Raw genomic sequence first — 18,765 nt, forward strand, 5'->3', positions numbered from 1 at the left:
ACGCTCACCATGGGGTCGACGCGCATCATAGGTCTGCGGGCCCGTGGAATACAGGGCGCGCCCCCGCGATGTTGCCCCTCGGAGGCCCGATTAGCCAGTGAGCCCAAGCGGCCGCGTGCTGTTTCGTCTCCGCAAACGCGCGACCGCGGATGCGACGCCCGGTCAACCTCGGGTACTCTCTGAGGCAGGCAGACTGCGGGAGTGTGGACATGGTGGCGGTGAAGCGATTGGTGTTGGACGTGCTCAAACCGCACCGGCCGAACGGGCTGGAGTTCGCACAGACACTGGCCGCGGTCGGCCCCGACTACCGGGTGCACCTGACGGTGCTGGAGGTCGATGAAAGCACCGAGACCCTGCGGGTCGTCGTGCAGAGCGACGCGCTGGACTTCGATGCCATCCTGCTTGCGATCGAACAGATGGGCGGGTCGCTGCACAGCATCGACGAGGTGGAGGTGCAGAGCGAGGGTAGGGCGGCCGCCGACCGGTGAATCCCCTGGAACAGCTCACACTGCTGCTGCGCATCACCCGGACGCACGGCATTCTCCGGCGCTATTTCGTGGTCAATGGATTTGATGGCGCGCTGACGATGCTTGGCCTGATCACCGGTTTTCTGGTCAGCACACCGCCCGAGTTGTCGATCGTGATCGGCGCCTGTGTGGGTGCAGCGGTTGCGCTCGGCGTCAGCGGCGTGAGCAGCGCCTACGTCAGTGAGTCGGCCGAGCGACGCCGGGCATTGCAGGATCTTCAGGACGCGATGGTCGCTGACCTTGGCAACAGTCTGCACGCGGACGCGGTGCGCTGGGTGCCATGGCTGATCGCACTCGCCAACGGCGCGTCGCCACTGCTGTTCTCGCTGTTGATCATGATTCCGTTGTGGTTGGCGCAGGGCGGCCTCCAGTTGCCGCTGCCGCCGCTGTATGCGGCAGCGGCAGTGGCGCTGCTGCTTATCTTCTTGCTTGGCATGTTTCTCGGTCGCATCGCCCGTATCAACTGGTGGTGGAGTGGCCTCAAGACTTTGCTGCTCGGGTTGGCGACGGCCGGTCTGATCGTATTGGTCGCCGGGATTTGAGATGGCTCGACAGGACTGGTCGATACTCGACGTCGAAGCGGTATTGACATCGCTCGGTAGCGGCCGGCGCGGGCTGACCGCGGCCGAGGCGCAGCGGCGCCTGCTGGAGCAGGGTCCGAACCGTCTGCCCGAGGCACGCCCACGTACGCCGCTGCGGATGCTCGTGGCGCAGTTCACCGATTTCATGATCCTGGTGCTGTTGGCGGCCGCGGTGATATCCGGCCTGGTCGGTGAGCCCCAGGACACCGTCGTGATCCTGGTCATCGTGCTACTCAACGCGGGGATCGGTGCGCTACAGGAGTACCGCGCCGAACGCGCCGTTGCGGCGTTGCGCGCCCTGGCTGCACCGATGGCGCGGGTCCGGCGTGATGACCGGCCGATCACGGTCGAGTCCGCCCAGCTGGTGGCCGGCGACCTGGTGCTGCTGGAGGCCGGCGATGCGGTGCCGGCGGACCTGAGGTTGGTCGAGACCGAGGGCCTGCAGGTTAACGAGGCGGCGTTGACCGGCGAATCACAGCCGGTCGACAAGCAGGCCGAGGCGCTGGGCGCACCCGATGTCGCGCTGGCGCAGCGCAGCAACATGGCGTTCAAGGGCAGTCTGGCCACACGCGGACGCGGTTGCGGGGTCGTGGTGGCTACCGGTGAGGCCACCGAGCTCGGTGCCATCGCGGCGTTGCTGCGCAGCGAGGTCAAGGTCAGGACGCCGTTACAGGTCCGCCTGGCGCGCTTCGGACGCTACCTGGCCCTGGCGGTGCTTGGGTGCATGGTGGTGTTCGTCGCCGGCCTGCTGCAGGGCCAGCCGGTACTGCTGATGTTCCTGACCGCGGTGAGCCTTGCGGTGGCCGCGATCCCCGAGGCGCTGCCCGCGGTGGTCACGATCTCGCTGGCGTTCGGCGCGCGCAAGCTGATCCGGCAGAACGCGCTGGTACGCAACCTGCCGGCGGTCGAGACCCTCGGTTCGGTCACCTACATCTGTGCGGACAAGACCGGCACATTGACCCTCAACCGGATGACGGTGGAGGCCTATTTCGCCGACGGTCAGCAGCATGTGCAGCTGCCGCAGGACGCAGATGGCGGATGGGCCGAGGCCGGCCGGGTGATGGCGTTGAACAACGACATTGCCGAACGCGACGGACGACCGACCGGAGAGCCGACCGAGCTCGCGCTGTACGAGGCGGCCCGGGCCGCGGGTTACGACAAGGCGGCGCTGGAACGTCGGCTGCCGCGGATCGCAGTGCTTGCGTTCGACAGCGAGCGCCAGCAGATGACGACGCTGCATCGCTCGGGGTCGGGTGTGCTGGCGTACGTCAAAGGCGCGCCGGAACGCATCATCCCGCAATGCCGCGAGATCGCCCAGAGCGGCGGCAGTGCGCCCTTGCAACCGGAATCGCTGCTGGCCGCCGCCGAGCAGCTGACCGCACAGGGCTACCGCGTGTTGGCATTGGCCAGGCGTACGCTCGCCGACCTGCCGCAACCGTTGTCCGCCGCCGCTGTGGAGCGCGACCTGAGCTTTCTCGCGCTGGTCGCGCTGATCGACCCGCCACGCGCCGAGGTGCCGCAGGCGGTGGCCGATTGCCGCTCGGCCGGGATCACCCCTGTGATGATCACCGGCGATCATCCGGGCACTGCGCGCGCGATCGCCCACCGCCTCGGCATCATCGACGGCGCGCAGACGGTGCTGACCGGCAGTGAGCTCGCGGCGATGTCCGACGAGGAATTCGCGCAGCGGGTCGAGTCTATCCGCGTCTACGCGCGGGTCAGTCCGCAGCAGAAGCTGCGCATCATCAAGGCGCTGCAGCAACACGGCGAATATGTAGCGATGACCGGCGACGGGGTCAACGATGCGCCGGCGTTGAAGCGTGCCGGGATCGGTGTCGCGATGGGCGACAAGGGCACCGATGTCGCGCGCGAAGCGGCCGACATGGTGTTGCTGGACGACAATTTCGCCACCATCGTCAGCGCCGTGCGCAGCGGCCGGCACATCTTCGACAACATCCGCAAGTTCATCAAATACACGATGAGTTCGAATGCGGGCGAGATCTGGACGCTGTTCCTGGCGCCTTTTCTCGGACTGCCGGTGCCGTTGCTGCCGATCCATATCCTCTGGATCAACCTCGTGACCGACGGGCTGCCCGGACTGGCGTTCACTGCCGAGCCCGCAGAGCCCGGCATCATGCGCCGCCGGCCGCGTCCGCCGGACGAGAGCATCGTCGCGCACGGCATGTGGCAGCACATCGTCTGGGTCGGCCTGTTCATCGGCGGCCTGTCGATCGCCGCTCAGGCCTGGGCGATCGCGCACGAGCTGGCGCATTGGCAGACCATGGTGTTCGCGGTGTTGACGTTCTCGCAGTTGTTTCACGCGCTGGCGGTGCGTGGTGAACGCACCTCGCTGCTGGTGCTCGGGCTATTCAGCAACAAACCGATGCTGGGGGCCATCGGTGCCACCGTGGCGCTGCAGTTGGCGGTGATCTATCTGCCGGTGTTGAACGCGGTGTTTCATACCCGGCCGTTGCCGCCTGCCGACCTGGCGTTTTGCCTGGCATTGGCATCGCTGGTACTGGTCGCCGTCGAGATCGAGAAGCTGCTGGTACGGCGCGGAAGGCTGTACGCCGAGGCCGTTTAGCGTTCGATCATGACGCGTGGCAAGACCGTCCTGCTGATGGCCCTGGTGCTGGCGGCGTTTGCCGGCAACCCGCTGTTGTGCCGCATGGCGCTGAAGGAGACCGCGATCGATCCGGCGACCTTCACGAGCATCCGGTTGCTGTCGGGTGCAGTGACGCTTTGGATGGTCGTGCGCTGGCGGCACGCTGCGGGTTGCAGCACTGGCCGCTGGTGGTCCGCGCTCGCCCTGTTCGCGTATGCCGCGCTGTTCTCCTTTGCCTACGTCGGCCTGAGTGCGGCGACCGGGACCCTGCTGCTGTTCGGCGCCGTGCAGGTCACGATGATCGGCCACGGCCTACGGCGCGGTGAGCGTCTGGATGCCTGGCAGATCCTGGGTATGGTGACTGCGTTGGCAGGCCTGTTGGGCCTGTTGTTGCCCGGGTTGACCGCACCACCGCTGTTCGAAGCGTGCCTCATGCTCGCCGCGGGATTCGCCTGGGGTGTGTATTCGCTGCACGGCCGCGGGACCGGTGATCCGCTCTGCGTTACCGCCGGGAACTTCGCGCGTGCCGTGCCGCTGTCGTTGTTGCTGAGTGCACTGGCGTTGAGCTGGCAGCATTGGGATGCACCGGGCATCTGGTTGGCGCTGGCCTCCGGCACGCTCACGTCCGGCATCGGCTATGCGGTCTGGTATGCGGTGCTGCCGCAACTCACCGCGATCTCCGCGGCCACGGCACAGCTCAGCGTCCCGGTGATCACCGCGCTCGCCGGGGTCGCGTTGCTCGGCGAGGCCCTTTCGTCGCGGCTGGTGGTCGCCTCGGTGGCTATCCTCGGTGGTATCGCACTGGTGATCAGGCGGGTACCGCCGGTGCGCTGATGCAGGCCGGGCGCCATGGAACGGGAGGGCGGGCGATTGGACACCATATCGGCTGGCATGCGCGGGCGCGCCGCGATTGCGATGCTGGCGACGACCCTCGTGGTCTGGGCCTACGGCATGCTGACACACACCTTCGTGCGGGGTGCCTGGTGGTTCTATCTGCCATGGTTCGTGTTGCCGCCGGCGCTGGTCTGGGGCGTCCTGCAGATGTTGCGGCGACCGTCGCGCAGGTGGCGGCTACTCGGTGCATTGCTGTCGCTGCCGGCGATCGCGCTGTGGCTGTTGTCGCTGCTGCTGGCCGCCACTGGATTCGACATGCACTGAATCACACCGGCGGGCGAGACGCCCGCCAAGCGCCGGTCAGTCGACCAGGTAATACTCGACGGTCGAGACAACCCGCACCTTTTTGATGTAAGGGGTGTTGCTGTCGCGGTCCTGGATTGTGAACAGGCCCTGGCTTGCGGCGCGGATCTTCCCGAGTCGACTCGACGAGTCCTGCGCGAACTTGGTGGCGACCTCGCGCGCGTTGCGCGTCGCTTCCTCGATCATCGCCGGTTTGATGTCGTTCAGGCCGGTATAGAGAAACTCGGTGCGCACGCCATAGTCCTGACCGGCGATCGCGATGCCCTGCTTGCCGAGGTCGGTAAGGCCGCGCATCGCCTGCCGCGCGCGTTCGACCTCCTTCGTGTATACCGTGACGCTGACGCTCCCGGCATAGCGCAGGTCTTGCGGCCCCGGGTTGCCGTAGGCCTGTGCCCGGCGATCGACGATCGCCGGGGGCGACAGGGTGATCTCATCGGCGGCGAATCCCGCATTGCGCAGAAACCCGATGACCAGGTCACCCTGGCGTTCGAGGGATGCGTACAGGGGTTCCAGGTCGTCGCCGGCGACGCTGAACCGGATCGGCCAGATGGCAATGTCGGCGGCCACCTCGCGTTCCGCCAGTCCCTTGACCGTCACGGTACGCTCGGTGGCCCTGAAACGCATCAGGCCGTCGGCGAGTTGATACCCAAGCAACGCCAGGCCGACCGCGAGCAATACGCCGAGCACCATGGCGGCGGCGGGTCCCTGGCTGGACTGTTCACGCATGGTCACCTTTCCTGTCCCCGGCCGCCTGTCATTACGAGTGCCCATAGTACAGCTTGGCCGGGTCGCGCAGAGACGTTGCCGCCACAGGCGTGGCCACGCCTGATCTGCGGGATCCCGCGGTGTGTCCGGGCATCAGCCTGTCGTCCCGATGCGACGGTCCCATTCCGGCAGGTCACCGAGCCGGGCGGCGAGGAAGTCCACAAAGGCATGTACCCGGCGGGCGATCAGCCGACCGGGCGGAAACACCGCATGGATGCCCAGCGGAGGTCGCTGGTAGTCGCGCAGTATGGGTATCAGCGCGCCGCTTTCGATCAGGTTGCTGACGATGAAGGTCGGCGAGTTCACGATGCCGAGTCCGGCGGCCGCCGCGCCCGCCAGGGCGTCGCCGTTGTTGACGCGTAGCCGGATGCCCGGGATCGCCACGGTGAGGTCGCGACCGCCGCAGTCGAACTGCCAGGCCTGCGCCGGCGTGACGTTCGCGTAGTGCAGACCGGTATGGGCGGCGAGGTCCGCCGGCTCGCGCGGGGTGCCGTGGCGTGCGAGGTAATCCGGACTTGCACAGGTCGCGAACCTCACGGTACCGAGGCGGCGCGCGAGCAACGTCGAGTCGCGCAGCGTGCCGATCCGGACCGCGAGGTCGAAGCCTTCCTCGACCAGGTTGACCTCGCGGTCGTTGAGGTCCATGTCGAGTTCGATCCCCGGGTGTTCGTTCAGGAACTCGTTCAGCGTACCGGTCAGGTGATGCAGGCCGAACGACAGCGGCGCCGCGATGCGCAGGCGCCCGCGCAGCGCCGCCGAAGCGTCGATCAGCGACTGTTCGGCCTCGTTGAGTTCGGCCAGGATGCGCAGCGCGCGCTCATGGAACTGCTGTCCGGGGCCGGTCAGTGAAAGCGTGCGCGTCGTGCGCTGCAGCAGCTGCACGCCCAGGTGGCGTTCGAGGGCGCTGACGCGGCGACTGATCATCGACTTGGCGGTCGCCAGTCGTTCGGCCGCGGCACTGAAGCTTCCGGCCTCCACGACGGTCACGAAGGCCTCGAGTTGGGCGAATCGGTCCATATTGTTGTCGATATAGCAACTAAGAAATCGAATTAAGCATATTTATCTACCTTGGCGCAACGTTCAGGCTGTCTGCATCCGGCGGCCATCCCGGCCGCCGCGTTATCGGAGGCGGAAGACATGCAACTTGGCAATACACAGGCGGGACTGTTCCTCGCCGGACGGACGCTGATGTCGGCGATTTTCATCGTCGCGGGGATCGGCAAGCTCACCGGCTATGCAGCGACCCAGGGGTACATGGAATCGATGGGCGTACCGGGGGCGCTGCTCCCGCTGGTGATCCTGTTGGAACTGGGTGCCGGTCTGGCGCTGCTGCTCGGCTGGCGGGTACGCGCTGCCGCCCTGGGGCTGGCGGTCTTCAGCGTCGTGAGCGCGCTGATCTTTCACTTCAACCTGGCCGATCAGATGCAGTCGATCCTGTTTCTGAAGAACCTGGCGATCGCCGGCGGCCTGTTGTTCGTCGCGGGGGCGGGTGCAGGCGCACTTGCGGTCGGTCGTGATGTCTAATCGCAACGGGGAGAGGGCCGTGCCACGTCAGGCAGACTACCGGGTGTTGAGGATCGACAGCAGCGCGAACCCCGGCGAATCCGTGTCGCGACAGCTGGGCGATGAAGTGATTCGACGGATCACTGGGCAAGGTGGCCGTGTCAAGGTCCACACAATCGATCTCGCGCGGGGTATGCCGCATATCGACGCCGACTGGGTGGAGGCGAACTTCACCCCCGCCGATCGGCGGTCCGCGGTACAGCAGGCACGCCTCGCCGCTTCGGACGCCGCCGTTGCGGCGTTGCGGGCGGCCGACGTCCTGGTGATGACCGTGCCGGTCTACAATTTTTCGGTGCCATCGGCGCTGAAGGCGTGGATCGACCACGTGTGCCGTGCCGGCGTGACCTTCCGCTACACCGCGGACGGCCCGAAGGGTCTGCTCGATGATCGTCCTGTGTACCTGGCGATGGCTTCGGGCGGGGTACCGTTCGGCAGCGCTGTCGATTTCGCCAGCGGCTACCTGCGCCAGGTACTGGCTTTCATCGGGTTGAACGACGTACGCCTGATCGGGGCCGCCGGTGTCGCCGCGGATGCGCAGGCAGCGCGCAGCGCAGCGCTCGAACAACTCGACCATTGGTTGCCCGATGTCGGTGGCCAGGTCGCCAGAGGAGGTGGGTATGCAGGACCTGAAATCCATCAACGGTAGGCGTCAGGTATCACGCCTGGTACGCGGTATGCCGGCCACCGACGGGGCCGGGGTCGAGCTCACCCGGGTGATCGGTCAGCCGGCATTGCCGATGCTCGATCCTTTCCTGCTGCTCGACGCGTTCCGTTCGGATCGGCCCGGTGACTATATCGCAGGCTTCCCGGCGCATCCGCACCGCGGTTTCGAGACCGTCACCTACCTGCTCGCCGGGCGCATGCGTCACCGCGACAATGCCGGCCACGAGGGTGTGATCGAACCGGGTGGCATCCAGTGGATGACCGCCGGCCGCGGGATCGTGCATTCGGAGATGCCGGAACAGGAGCACGGGTTGTTGGAGGGGTTCCAACTCTGGATCAACCTTCCGGCGGCGCACAAGATGGATCCGCCCGCGTATCAGGAGCACGCGGCGCGGGGCATCCCCGAGGAACGGCGTGGTGATGTGACGGTGCGGGTTATCGCCGGCGAGACTGCGCAGGGAACGCGTGGACCGGTCGTGCAGCCGTTGACCGAACCGCTGTACCTGGACGTGGCCTTGCCGGGTGGTGCGACCTTCGAGGAAAGCCTGCCGGCCGGGCACAATGCCTTCGTCTACGTGATCGATGGCGGCCTCGTGCTCGAAGACGCCGACCAGCGGTCGGTGCAACTCGGTCGCGACGACCTTGGTGTGCTGTCGCGGGGTGAGCGGTTTGACGCGACGGCCACGCCACAGGGCGGACGTTTTCTGCTGGTCGCGGGGCGGCCCTTGCATGAACCCGTCGCGCGGGGTGGGCCCTTCGTGATGAACACCAAGGCGGAGATCCGCCAGGCCTACGAAGACTTTTCATCAGGCCGGTTCTGATCGCTGCGGAACGTGCGCCTCGTTGGTCCGACCGGAGGACCACGAAGATCAAACACAGCCTGGCCGCCCCGACGGGGCGGCCTTTTTGCCGCCGGGCCGATTCGCGCGACGTGCAGACCGGGTAAGAAAACCGTTTCCAGCGGTCCCTTGGCGGCAACCCCGAACGGCGTCAGACGCTGGCCGGAGGTGAGACGGACAGGATCTCGACGCGCAGCGTGATCTCGTGTCCGGCCAGCGGATGGTTGAAGTCGATCTCGATGCGTCCGTCGTCGAGGCCGATCACCGAACCGGGTGCCTCGTCGCCGTCGGGCAAGGTGAACGCGATGATCTGGCCGATCTCGGGTGTGAACGCGCCGTCGAAATCGGTCATCGGCATGTACTGGATCAATGCCGGATCGCGCAGCCCGTAGGCCTGTTCCGGCAGCAGGCTGATCGTCTGGGTGTCGCCGGCCCTCAGGCCGTACAACGCGAGTTCGAGCCCCGGCTGCAAAGTGCCGTCGCCGAGCGTGCAGCTCAGTGGTTCCTCGCCGAATGTCGAAATCGCCTCGGTACCGTCTTCCAGCGCGATCGCCAGGTGCAGTGTCACGTCGCAACCGGGGAATATCTCCTGCATGCCGTTCACCCTGCGTCGGTCGCCTGCCGTTCTGCCGCGATCGCCTGCAGTGTCGGCAGTTCCAGCCCGAGGCGCTCGGCATGCGCCAATGCGCGTTGTAGTCGTTGCGGTGCGCTTCGTCCCATGCACCCATGGTCGGGGTCGCCCTCGAATGCCTGCACCATCCCCGCGATCAACTCGTCGTTGTTGAACCGCGAACCCGTCAGTCCTTCCTGCAGCGTGATCACGTCGTTGGCCACCGCGCGTGCCAGATCGCGTTGCTCCGCCCACAGCTGGCTGACCGTGCCGCCGGTGCGCAGGCCGGCGATATTGCTGGTCAGGATGTACAGATTCTTCAGCACCAGCTCCACCAACATGGCGCGTGCGTTATCGACCAGCTTGACCGGAATACCCAGTGTGCCGAGCGCCCGTGCGAGCAGCTTGGCACGCGGCCCGTAGGCGGGCGAGGGGATGATCACCTTGCTGTCCTGGCCCTTCTTCTTTTCGAACCACACCGAGATCACGGTGACCTTGCGCAATCGTTCGTAGTCCTGAGGCAACAGTTCGTTCTGCAACAGCACCAGGCGCTTGCGCCATTCCCTGGGCAGGGCGTCGAGGGTCGCTGCGAGGTCGCCTTCGGCGACCGCGACGATCACCGCCTTGGGGTCCCGCAACTGTCTCGCGAGCTGGCGCATGTCGGTGCCGCGGGTGATGGGGTAGACCGGGTGACCGAGGCGCAACATGGCGCGTGCAAACACGCTGCCCATCTCGCCGATGCCGATGACGACGACCGGACGTTTTGCCATCTCAGGTATCTCTCTTCCAGGTGATCTCGGCCCCGCCGTCGCGTCGCGCGAGTACACGCGCCATCACGAACAACAGGTCGGACAGACGGTTCAGGTAACGGATGCCGGACAAGTTTACCGGTTCCACACGGGACAGGCGCAACAAGTCGCGCTCGGCGCGTCGGCACACGGTGCGCGCCAAGTGGCTGCGTGCGGCACCTTCGTTGCCGCCCGGCAGCACGAACTCCTCGAGTGGCGGCAGGCCGGCGTTGAAAGCCTCGAGGTCGCGATCGAGTTCACCGACCCTGGGATCGTCGAGTGCCTGGCTGCCCGGCAGTGCCAGTTCGCCGCCGAGATCGAACAGGCGGTGCTGTACCCCCTCGAGCGAACGGTCGATCGCCGCGGGAAGCGACAGCGCACGCAGCATGCCGAGCATCGAATTGAGTTCATCGATGCTGCCGATCGCATCGATGCGCGGATGGTCCTTGGCCAGGCGCCGGCCGTCGGCCAGTCCGGTGGTACCGTCGTCGCCGGTGCGTGTCGCAATACGGGTCAGGCGTTTGGGCACACTCACTCCTCGAAACGGTAACTGGCCCCGATCCAGAAGTTGCGCTCCGGGGCCGGAATGAAGCCATCGCCGGCGAACGCGCTGGCGCCGGTCTCACTGTAGCGTTCGTCGAACAGGTTATTGACCTTTGCGGTCAGGCGCCAGTCGCCTCGATCATAATGCGCTGCCAGATTCGCGACGGTGTAGTCGTCCAACCTGGGCGCGCTGTTGCTGAAGTCGGAACCGAGGTACTGCGCACCGACATGCTCGACGTCCAGGCGCACCAGCCAGGCGTCCCACGGTCGGTAGTCGGCATACAGGTTCGCGCGTTGCATCGGTACCAGCGGTACGCGACTGCCCTCGTGGACGCCACTGGTGATCTCGCTGTCGATGTACTCCACTGCTGCGCCGACACCCAGGGTCGGCGACAGGTCGGCGGCGAACGACAGTGTGCCGCCGATGCGCCGACTGCGTGGCAGGTTCACGTTGGTGAAGCTCACCGCTTCGAAACTGATCTCGTCGCGCAGTTTCAGCAGGTAGGCACTCGCTGATAGCGTCAGGCCGCCATGCCGGTATTCGGCGCCGGTTTCGTACGAGACGCCGGTCTGTGTGTCGAGCCCGATCGGTTGGCCGAACGGGACATTGGTGTGCTCGTCGACCTTGGCGAACCGGTAGTTCTGGTCGGCGCGCAGGAACAGGCGCCACGCGGTATCCGGTCGATAGACGAGGCCGAACGATGCGACCGTCACCGCGTCGTCTATCGATACGGGTTGTGCGCCGATATCGATCTCGTTGTCGACCAGGGCATGGCGGATGCCCCCCGTCACCGAGAGCCGGTCCGTCACGGCATGCGTCAGCTGCGCGTAGTAGGCGGTGATCGCCTGTTCGTCGCCCTGCGGTCCGAATGCCGTCACCAGGCGATAGTCGGTCGTCAGGTAGTCGATGCCGAGCGTCGCCGTGGTGTCACCCAAAACCCCGATCAGCCGTGGCGAGACTTCGGTCGATTCGCGGTCCTGGGTCGACGGGCTGCCCGGAAAGCCGCGGAAGCTCTGTTCGAAGTCCCGATGGTCGTCGCGCCATGCGATCTCGCCCTCGAATCGCCACTGCGTGTTCAGTCTGCGACGGGTACCGAGGCGCAAAACGGTGCTCGTGGTGTCCAGATAGTCGTCCGGGAACACCGCCTGGCGGCGGTCGTCCTTCAGTTCGTCGGAGAACAGCGCGCCGGGCGTCTGCACATAGTCGTTCAGCCGTTCCAGGTCCAAATAGCTGAAGCCGCCGGTATGCGTGACCTCCAGCCGGCCGCTATAGCGCTCCAGGCGGCTGGCGTTGTGCTCGCGGTAGTTGTCGCTGTCGCGTCGTTCGGCGTGCAGGCTCAACACCGCCAGTTCGCCAAGTGGCTCGCTCAGGCGCGCACCGATCTCCCAGGCGTCGTAGCTGCCGGCGCCAACGACGAGTTGGCGACTGCGGCCAGTGGCGCGGCTGGTGACGATATTGATCAGGCCGCCGACGGCCTGGTTGCCGTACAGCACACCGGCGCTGCCGTGGATGATCTCGATCTGCTCGACCTCGTCGAGGTCGACGCTGTTCAGATACAGGGTGCCGGTGTCGGTCGCCGGATTTATCTTGCGACCATCGATCAGCACCGCGACATTGGATGACGCCGCACCGCCGAATCCGCGCATGTCGATACTGGCACTGCCGCCGTCGCCCACACTGTCAGAGACATGCACGCCGGCGATGCGGTGCAGCAGATCCGTGATGTTGCGCGCGCCGGTACCGTCGATGGTGCGTCGATCGATGATCGTCGTCGCCGTCGGGATGTCGAGCCCCGGTTGTTCGCTGCGTGTCGCGCTGACCAGGATCGGCGGCAGATCGGTCGCCGCGATCGCGCAGCTGGACAGGGCGCACAGCCCGACAAAGGTGAAGCGAGATTTCATGCCTGTCTCCCCGCCGGCGCCCACCGCGCCGTGCTTGCTGGGTCGGGCAGGGGGACCGTGGGGAGGGCGACACGCACAGCGAAGCCTTCTGCCACGCGCCGCCCGCCGCGACGTGATCGATGATTCGCATGGGGCCGGTATCCGGACTGACGGGCGGGCGGATGTCGTGAGAGACAGTCCGCGCCAAGGCGCTGCGCCTTCCCGCGTCGTCGACGCAGTGGCATGGAAGCAGGCGGTTGACCCGATCACCGTTGCGGGGGCAGTGTCGGATTTGTCTCAGTGAGACGCACCGACTTCCCGTTCAACCTCGGGCTTGGAAAGCGGGAGGCACCTCAGGCGAGGGGCCGGAATTTAGAGACTTGCGCGTGGCGGGTCAAGCCGCTGCGGCGTCGGCCGCAGCGGTTCGCCGGGGATTACTTCATGAGTTCCTGGGTAACGAATACATAGCCGAGCACACCCGAGAGTGCGACGACCAGGATCATCTGCAGGACGATGCAGACGCCGGGGATATCACTGCACACCTTACCGAAAGTACAACTCATAAAAGACTTCACTAACCAAACCTCCAGGTCGAGCTTTATGTCTGCAACTCTCGGTTTTTAAATTAGAAAATGCTAATTTGGTTTCCCTCGAGTTAACCGATACTGGCACGCCGTCCGGTGTATGACAAGGCTGTCACACGGGGAAATACGGACTATTTGATTGATCGAGATTAAGCGCCGTTTCGGAAGCCCGGACCGCGCTGCCAAGGTGCCGCCGAGCGGGCCCGCGCAGGGTCCGCGGGCGGTCCTATATCCGGTTGATCGACGGGTTGTTTTGCGGGGCACATACCGTATCCTTGCGTCCCACCTGCGTCCCAGGCGCCGTCATCCTGTCAGCTGGAGCGAACTATGGATATCACGGGTCCGATCAAGGTCGGCGTGGTCGAACCCTCGCCGCAGGGCAACTACGAACTGCACATCAGTTTTACCGACGCCTTCCGCACTGCCGACCTGTCCGCGCAGGGCGAGCAGTTCCGTGCCTATCTTGCCGAACTCGGCGATGCGCTCAACGGCGAACTCGATGAGCGCAATGCCCAGGGGGTGCTGCTGATCCAGCAGATCTGCGAGGAACTGCGGCCGCACATCGAGGCCGGCGACATCGCGCTCGGCGAGACCCTGGTCGTCGAGGTGCAGCGAACCCCGGGTGTCAACCTGATGGATCTGCTGAACTGATGCCTGAAGCCGCCTTCATTCTCGAGGGCACCGAGCTCAATTTCGACAAATTGGTGCTCGAGAACTCGCGCAAAGGGCTCGTGCTGGTCGATTTCTGGGCGCCGTGGGCCGGCCCCTCGCTGCGTCAGCAAAAGGTGCTGAAACGCCTTGCCTCGGAGTACGCCGGTCGCTTCCTGCTGGTGACGGTGAATACCGACGAACAGAAGGCCATCGCCAGCCGTTACGCGGTGAAGAGCCTGCCGTCGTTCAAGCTGTTTCGTAACGGACGGGTCGTCGAGGACGTACACGGCATGCAACCCGAGGCCGAATACCGCACGATCGTCGAGCGCTACCTGGTCCCGTTGGGCGACAAGGTGCGCCTGGCCGCCGCCAAGGCATGGAACGCCGGTGAGCACGACCGGGCGATCCAGGTGCTTGCCGAAGGCGCGATGGCCGAACCGGACAACCTCGACCTGCCGGCGATGCTGGCCAAGCTGTTGATGCGCCTGAACCGCTTCGACGAGGCGCGCGAGGTGTTGCAGTCGATGCCGGCCGAAGCGCGCGACACCACCGAGTTGGCGACCTTGCGTGCACACCTGGATTTCATCACCACGGCGCGTGCGGTGGCCGACGAACAGGCCGTGTTTGCACGACTGCAACAGAGCCCGGCCGACCTGCAGGCGCATTTCGAGGCCGCGGCCCTGCACCTGGTGAACGACGACTACGAGGCGGCGTTGCGGGCACTGATCGTGATCCTGCGTCACCAGCGCGATTTCGGTGGTGGTGCGGCACGCCGCGGACTGCTGGCGATCTTCGACACGCTGGGTGCGGATCACGCGCTGGTCAAACAGTATCGCGGCGAACTGGCGCGGTTGATCCACTGATCCATGGCCGCCGGTGACCCCACGATCGGTTTCGTCAGTCTCGGCTGTCCGAAGAACCTGGTGGATTCCGAGCGCATCCTGACCCAGCTGCGCGCCGAGGGCTATGCGTTGTCGCCGACCTACGCCGGTGCCGATCTCGTGGTCGTGAACACCTGCGGCTTCATCGATGCCGCGGTCGAAGAATCGCTGGATGCGATCGGCGAGGCGCTGGCCGGCAACGGTCGGGTGATCGTCACCGGTTGCCTGGGCGTACGCGCGGAACAGATCCGCGAGGCCCACCCCGATGTACTCGCGATCACCGGCCCGCATGACTACGAGGCGGTGATGCAGGCGGTGCATGCCCAGCTGCCGGCACCGCATGACCCGTTCAGCAGCCTGATCCCGCCGCAGGGTATAAAGCTGACGCCGCGCCACTATGCCTATCTCAAGATCGCCGAGGGCTGCAATCATCGCTGCACCTTCTGCATCATCCCGAGCCTGCGCGGCGACCTGGTCAGTCGGCCGGTCGGCGAGGTCCTGGCCGAGGCCGAGCGGCTGGTCGAATCGGGCGTGCGCGAATTGCTGGTGGTCTCGCAGGACACCAGCGCCTACGGTGTCGATCTCAAGTACCGCACCGACTTCTGGCACGGTCGTCCGCTCGCGACCCGGCTCACGACCCTGGCACGTGAGCTCGGCAAGCTGCCGGCCTGGACGCGTTTGCACTATGTCTATCCCTATCCACACGTCGACGACCTGCTGCCGTTGATGGCCGAAGGCCTGGTCCTGCCGTACCTCGACATGCCGCTGCAGCACGGCAGCGAACGCGTGCTGCGCGCGATGAAGCGCCCCGCGGCGACGGAAAAGGTGCTGTCGCGCATCGCGCGCTGGCGGGAGATCTGCCCCGAGCTGGTGCTGCGCTCGACGTTCATCGTCGGTTTTCCGGGGGAGACCGAGCAGGACTTCGACGAGTTGCTCGGCTTCGTTCAAGAGGCGCAACTCGACCGTGTCGGGTGTTTCGCGTATTCGCCGGTCGCCGGTGCCGCTGCCAATGCCCTGCCGGACCCGGTGCCCGAGGCGCTCAAGCAGGACCGCCTGCAGCGCTTCATGGAGATTCAGGCCGAGATCAGCCGCGACAAGCTGGCACTGCAGGTCGGACGCGAGATGACGGTATTGATCGACGCCGTGGAAGAGGGGCGGATTGTCGCCCGCGGCCCGGGTGATGCCCCCGAGGTGGACGGGCTGGTGATCGTCGACGGCGACTGGGAAGACGTCGGGCCGGGGGATTTCATCCAGGTGCAGGTCACCGGCTATGACGATCATGACCTGTTTGCCGAACCGCTCTAGCTGTACCGCGCCGCACGCCTTCGCTTCGTACTAAGATTGCCGGCGCCACAACACCAACCCGTCGAACAACGCACATGGCGTTCACATCATCGATCGGCCTGCTGGCCGCAGTGCTCACCACCGTATCCTTCGTACCGCAGGTGGTGCGCGTGATGCGCACGCGCGATACACGCGCGATCTCGCTGCTGATGTACCTGCTGTTCGCGACCGGCGTCGCGCTGTGGTGCCTGTATGGTCTGCTGCTCGGCCTCTGGCCCGTCGTGTTCGCGAATGCAATCACGCTCGCGCTGGCCCTGGTCGTGATCGCGTTCAAGCTGCGTCACGACTGATCCGCCGGGCCCCCGCTGGATTATCGGCGCCCGACGGCGTCGACCCGGCCACCGCAAGGCACACCGCTCGGCGTCACACCGACGTCCGCAAATCGCAACAAACCGGTCACCAAGTGTTCATGCACGGCCCGCAGACTGCGCGCCGTTGATGCATGGCGTCCGCTGCCGCGTCTGCATCGCGGCGACGCGATGCGACGAAGACCCGCGGCGCGCGATCCGTTGCGGAAACGGTTGTTTCGTCGAATTACGGAGATTGTCAATGAGCAAAAGGCCCGAACGAGACCCGGTGAATGGTGAGCAGTGGCAGGACGACGGCAGTGCCGACGTAATGCCGGGTGAGGCGGCCCGACCGAATGCCGGGGAGCCGATTCAGAGCGTGATCAGACGTGCGATTTCACGCCGCGCGCTGCTGCGGGGCGGTGTCGCCGCCGGCGCGACCCTGGTGATCGCACCCGCTGCCCTGTTGAACGGCAGGTCGGCAATGGCCGCGACCGCAGAGAATCCGCATACCCGCCTGACGTTCCAGACGGTGCCGCCCGGCAACGAGCCGGACGTCGTCGTACCGCCGAACTATGTCGTCGATGTCGTATTGCGCTGGGGCGACCCGTTGACCCCGTCGGCACCGGCGTTCGATGTCGACAACCAGAGTGCCGCCGCGCAGGCGCAGCAGTTCGGGTTCAATGCCGATCTGGTACTGTTCTACCCCCTGCCGCAGTACGTCAAGAACGCCGTGCAACAGTTCGGCTCGCCGATGCCCGCGACCCACACGCTGCTGGGTGCGCAGTATCCGATCCTGAAGAACCGCCCGACGCGTCGCGCACTGGTCGTCGTCAATCATGAGTACACCAGCGGGGCCGACATGTTCCCGTTGTACGAGGAGGGCAATCCCACGCAGGACCAGGTCGAGGTCGAGATCGAGGCGCATGGCTTCTCGGTCGTCGAGTTGGTGAAGGGTGCGGACAAGGCCTGGTCGTTCGACATCGATTCGCCGTTCAACCGGCGCGTGACGGGGTCGACGCCGATCGAGATCAGCGGTCCCTTGCGCGGCCATCCGATGCTGCAGACCAGTGCCGACCCGGCCGGTACCACGGTGCTCGGTTGCCTGAACAACTGTGCGGGCGGCAAGACCCCCTGGGGCACCATCCTGACCTGCGAGGAGAACTTCGACCAGTACTTCGCCAATTTCGACGACCCGACAGTCCCGGCCGAGGTGCGTGCGGTCAGCGAACGCATTCCGGCGCCGGGCGGAGCCTCGGAACGCCTTTGGGAGGCCTTCGATCCACGCTTCGACCTGGCGCAGGAACCCCAGGAATACAACCGTTTCGGTTACATCGTCGAGATCGATCCCTACGATCCCACCGCCGTGCCGAAGAAACGCACCGCGCTCGGGCGCTTCAAGCACGAGGGCGCGGCCGCGCGCATCGCCGGTGACGGCCGGGTCGTGGTCTATTCGGGCGACGACGCGCGTTTCGAGTACGTCTACAAGTTCGTCTCCGCCGGCCGGTACCGGCGTTTCGGTCGGGCCGCCAACATGGATCTGCTGGACGACGGCACGCTGTTCGTGGCCCGCTTCGATGCCGGCGATGTCGAGGGTGACGAGATGGGCAGCGGCGTCTGGCTGCCGCTGGTCTGGGAACCGGGCAATGCGCTGGACCAGGCCGGTTTCACGAGCCAGGCGCATGTGCTGCTCGACACGCGACGTGCCGCCGATGTGCTCGGTGCAACCCCGATGGACCGCCCCGAGGACATCGAGATCAGCCCGCAGACCAGCAAGGTCTATATCGCGCTGACCAACAATTCGCGGCGCACCGAACCCAACGAGGCCAACCCGCGCATCGACAACGAGCACGGCCACATCATCGAGCTGATCGAGGACGATGACGATGCGACGGCGGCGACCTTTACCTGGAACATCCTGGTCAAGTGCGGTGATCCCGCGGTGCCCGGGCACGACACACGGTTCGCCGACATCGCCGATCCGGTCGGCGTCGGGGTCAGCCCGATCTCCGACCCGGACAACCTGGTGCACGACGACGACGGCAACCTGTGGATCGCGACCGACGGGCAGTATTTCAGCGGCAGCGACGGTTTCGGTCAGAACGACGGCATCTTCGCGGTGCCGGTCGAAGGACCGGCGCGCGGCTGGCTGCGCCAGTTTCTGTCCGGGGTGCCGGGCGGCGAGGTCTGCGGTCCCGAGTTCTCCGGCGACAACCGCACCTTCTTCTGCGCCATCCAGCATCCGAACGATGGCGAGGCATTCGAAAAGATCTGGCCGATCGGTGACGCTGACGTGTCGAAGCCGAGCCTGATCGCGGTACGCGAGGTGAACGGACGCAAGATCGGCCGTTGACCGATGGCCCCGGAAGGGGTGCGCGCGGTCGTTGACAGTGCCGGATCGTCGCCCGGACAACCGGTGCGATACCGTTTTCTTGGTGGGTTACAAAAGGGACAGG

19 protein-coding genes and 1 riboswitch are annotated in these 18,765 nt (G+C 65.8%); of the genes, 13 read left to right on the plus strand and 6 right to left on the minus strand.

The genetic code is table 11. From position 1 onward, the window contains the following. The first annotated feature begins 209 nt into the window (after positions 1 to 209). From H6955_09930 to H6955_09950, 5 genes are read left to right on the plus strand one after another with little or no spacing between them, the layout of a single operon-like run. Positions 210 to 488: a DUF211 domain-containing protein gene (locus H6955_09930; GenBank protein MCP5313867.1), complete on the plus strand. Its 279-nt coding sequence runs from the start codon at positions 210 to 212 to the stop codon at positions 486 to 488. Further along, positions 485 to 1,069, plus strand: a complete 585-nt coding sequence (locus tag H6955_09935) for a VIT1/CCC1 transporter family protein (protein MCP5313868.1) — start codon at positions 485 to 487, stop codon at positions 1,067 to 1,069. Before H6955_09930 ends, H6955_09935 begins: the two co-directional genes overlap by 4 nt. 1 nt (position 1,070) lies before the next feature. Next, positions 1,071 to 3,692, plus strand: coding sequence for a cation-translocating P-type ATPase (locus H6955_09940; GenBank protein ID MCP5313869.1), 2,622 nt, complete (start codon positions 1,071 to 1,073; stop codon positions 3,690 to 3,692). Between the two features lie 9 nt (positions 3,693 to 3,701). Next, positions 3,702 to 4,547 carry a DMT family transporter gene (locus H6955_09945; GenBank protein MCP5313870.1) on the plus strand — a complete coding sequence of 282 codons (846 nt, stop codon included), beginning with the start codon at positions 3,702 to 3,704 and terminating at the stop codon, positions 4,545 to 4,547. Positions 4,548 to 4,583: 36 nt separating this feature from the next. Next, positions 4,584 to 4,871: a hypothetical protein gene (locus H6955_09950; protein MCP5313871.1), complete on the plus strand. Its 288-nt coding sequence runs from the start codon at positions 4,584 to 4,586 to the stop codon at positions 4,869 to 4,871. Between the two features lie 36 nt (positions 4,872 to 4,907). Here H6955_09950 and H6955_09955 read toward each other — a convergent pair whose 3' ends face one another. Continuing rightward, positions 4,908 to 5,636 (minus strand): SIMPL domain-containing protein, encoded by a 729-nt coding sequence (locus H6955_09955; GenBank protein MCP5313872.1) that lies wholly within the window; start codon positions 5,634 to 5,636, stop codon positions 4,908 to 4,910. 132 nt (positions 5,637 to 5,768) lie between these two features. Further along, positions 5,769 to 6,692, minus strand: coding sequence for a LysR family transcriptional regulator (locus tag H6955_09960; GenBank protein ID MCP5313873.1), 924 nt, complete (start codon positions 6,690 to 6,692; stop codon positions 5,769 to 5,771). 120 nt (positions 6,693 to 6,812) lie between these two features. On the opposite strand from H6955_09960, the gene H6955_09965 reads away from it, so the two are divergent. Genes H6955_09965 through H6955_09975 form a run of 3 tightly spaced genes read left to right on the plus strand, consistent with a single transcriptional unit; the run spans position 6,813 to position 8,722 of the window. Continuing rightward, positions 6,813 to 7,199, plus strand: coding sequence for a DoxX family protein (locus tag H6955_09965; protein MCP5313874.1), 387 nt, complete (start codon positions 6,813 to 6,815; stop codon positions 7,197 to 7,199). After that, positions 7,192 to 7,884 (plus strand): NAD(P)H-dependent oxidoreductase, encoded by a 693-nt coding sequence (locus tag H6955_09970; GenBank protein MCP5313875.1) that lies wholly within the window; start codon positions 7,192 to 7,194, stop codon positions 7,882 to 7,884. The genes H6955_09965 and H6955_09970 overlap by 8 nt, the downstream gene beginning before the upstream one ends. Beyond that, positions 7,856 to 8,722 (plus strand): pirin family protein, encoded by an 867-nt coding sequence (locus H6955_09975; protein ID MCP5313876.1) that lies wholly within the window; start codon positions 7,856 to 7,858, stop codon positions 8,720 to 8,722. The genes H6955_09970 and H6955_09975 overlap by 29 nt, the downstream gene beginning before the upstream one ends. Before the next feature lie 169 nt (positions 8,723 to 8,891). Here the strand turns inward: H6955_09975 and H6955_09980 are convergent, their stop codons facing one another. From H6955_09980 to H6955_09995, 4 genes are read right to left on the minus strand one after another with little or no spacing between them, the layout of a single operon-like run. After that, positions 8,892 to 9,335, minus strand: coding sequence for an FKBP-type peptidyl-prolyl cis-trans isomerase (locus tag H6955_09980; GenBank protein ID MCP5313877.1), 444 nt, complete (start codon positions 9,333 to 9,335; stop codon positions 8,892 to 8,894). Between the two features lie 5 nt (positions 9,336 to 9,340). Further along, positions 9,341 to 10,120, minus strand: coding sequence for a hypothetical protein (locus tag H6955_09985; GenBank protein MCP5313878.1), 780 nt, complete (start codon positions 10,118 to 10,120; stop codon positions 9,341 to 9,343). 1 nt (position 10,121) lies between these two features. Continuing rightward, positions 10,122 to 10,667 carry a cob(I)yrinic acid a,c-diamide adenosyltransferase gene (locus H6955_09990; protein MCP5313879.1) on the minus strand — a complete coding sequence of 182 codons (546 nt, stop codon included), beginning with the start codon at positions 10,665 to 10,667 and terminating at the stop codon, positions 10,122 to 10,124. Between the two features lie 2 nt (positions 10,668 to 10,669). Then, entirely contained in the window at positions 10,670 to 12,583 is a 1,914-nt protein-coding gene (locus H6955_09995; protein MCP5313880.1) for a TonB-dependent receptor, read from the minus strand. Between the two features lie 114 nt (positions 12,584 to 12,697). After that, positions 12,698 to 12,933, minus strand: a riboswitch (cobalamin riboswitch). Positions 12,934 to 13,473: 540 nt separating this feature from the next. Here H6955_09995 and H6955_10000 point away from each other — a divergent pair. The 5 genes from H6955_10000 (at position 13,474) to H6955_10020 (ending at position 18,662) form a co-directional block, all read left to right on the plus strand. Continuing rightward, positions 13,474 to 13,797 (plus strand): transcriptional regulator, encoded by a 324-nt coding sequence (locus tag H6955_10000; GenBank protein MCP5313881.1) that lies wholly within the window; start codon positions 13,474 to 13,476, stop codon positions 13,795 to 13,797. Next, positions 13,797 to 14,660 carry a tetratricopeptide repeat protein gene (locus H6955_10005; protein MCP5313882.1) on the plus strand — a complete coding sequence of 288 codons (864 nt, stop codon included), beginning with the start codon at positions 13,797 to 13,799 and terminating at the stop codon, positions 14,658 to 14,660. The genes H6955_10000 and H6955_10005 overlap by 1 nt, the downstream gene beginning before the upstream one ends. A gap of 3 nt (positions 14,661 to 14,663) precedes the next feature. Next, the gene (gene rimO / locus H6955_10010; protein MCP5313883.1) at positions 14,664 to 15,983 is read left to right on the plus strand and encodes a 30S ribosomal protein S12 methylthiotransferase RimO; all 1,320 of its coding nucleotides are present in this window, start codon (positions 14,664 to 14,666) and stop codon (positions 15,981 to 15,983) included. 74 nt (positions 15,984 to 16,057) lie between these two features. Next, positions 16,058 to 16,312: a SemiSWEET transporter gene (locus tag H6955_10015; GenBank protein ID MCP5313884.1), complete on the plus strand. Its 255-nt coding sequence runs from the start codon at positions 16,058 to 16,060 to the stop codon at positions 16,310 to 16,312. A 259-nt stretch (positions 16,313 to 16,571) separates the two neighbouring features. Further along, a complete protein-coding gene (locus H6955_10020; protein ID MCP5313885.1) occupies positions 16,572 to 18,662 on the plus strand; it encodes a PhoX family phosphatase in 2,091 nt (696 codons plus the stop codon). Positions 18,663 to 18,765: the final 103 nt, after the last annotated feature.

The organism is Chromatiaceae bacterium (assembly GCA_024235395.1).
Taxonomy (GTDB): Bacteria; Pseudomonadota; Gammaproteobacteria; order Chromatiales; family Chromatiaceae; genus Thiosocius.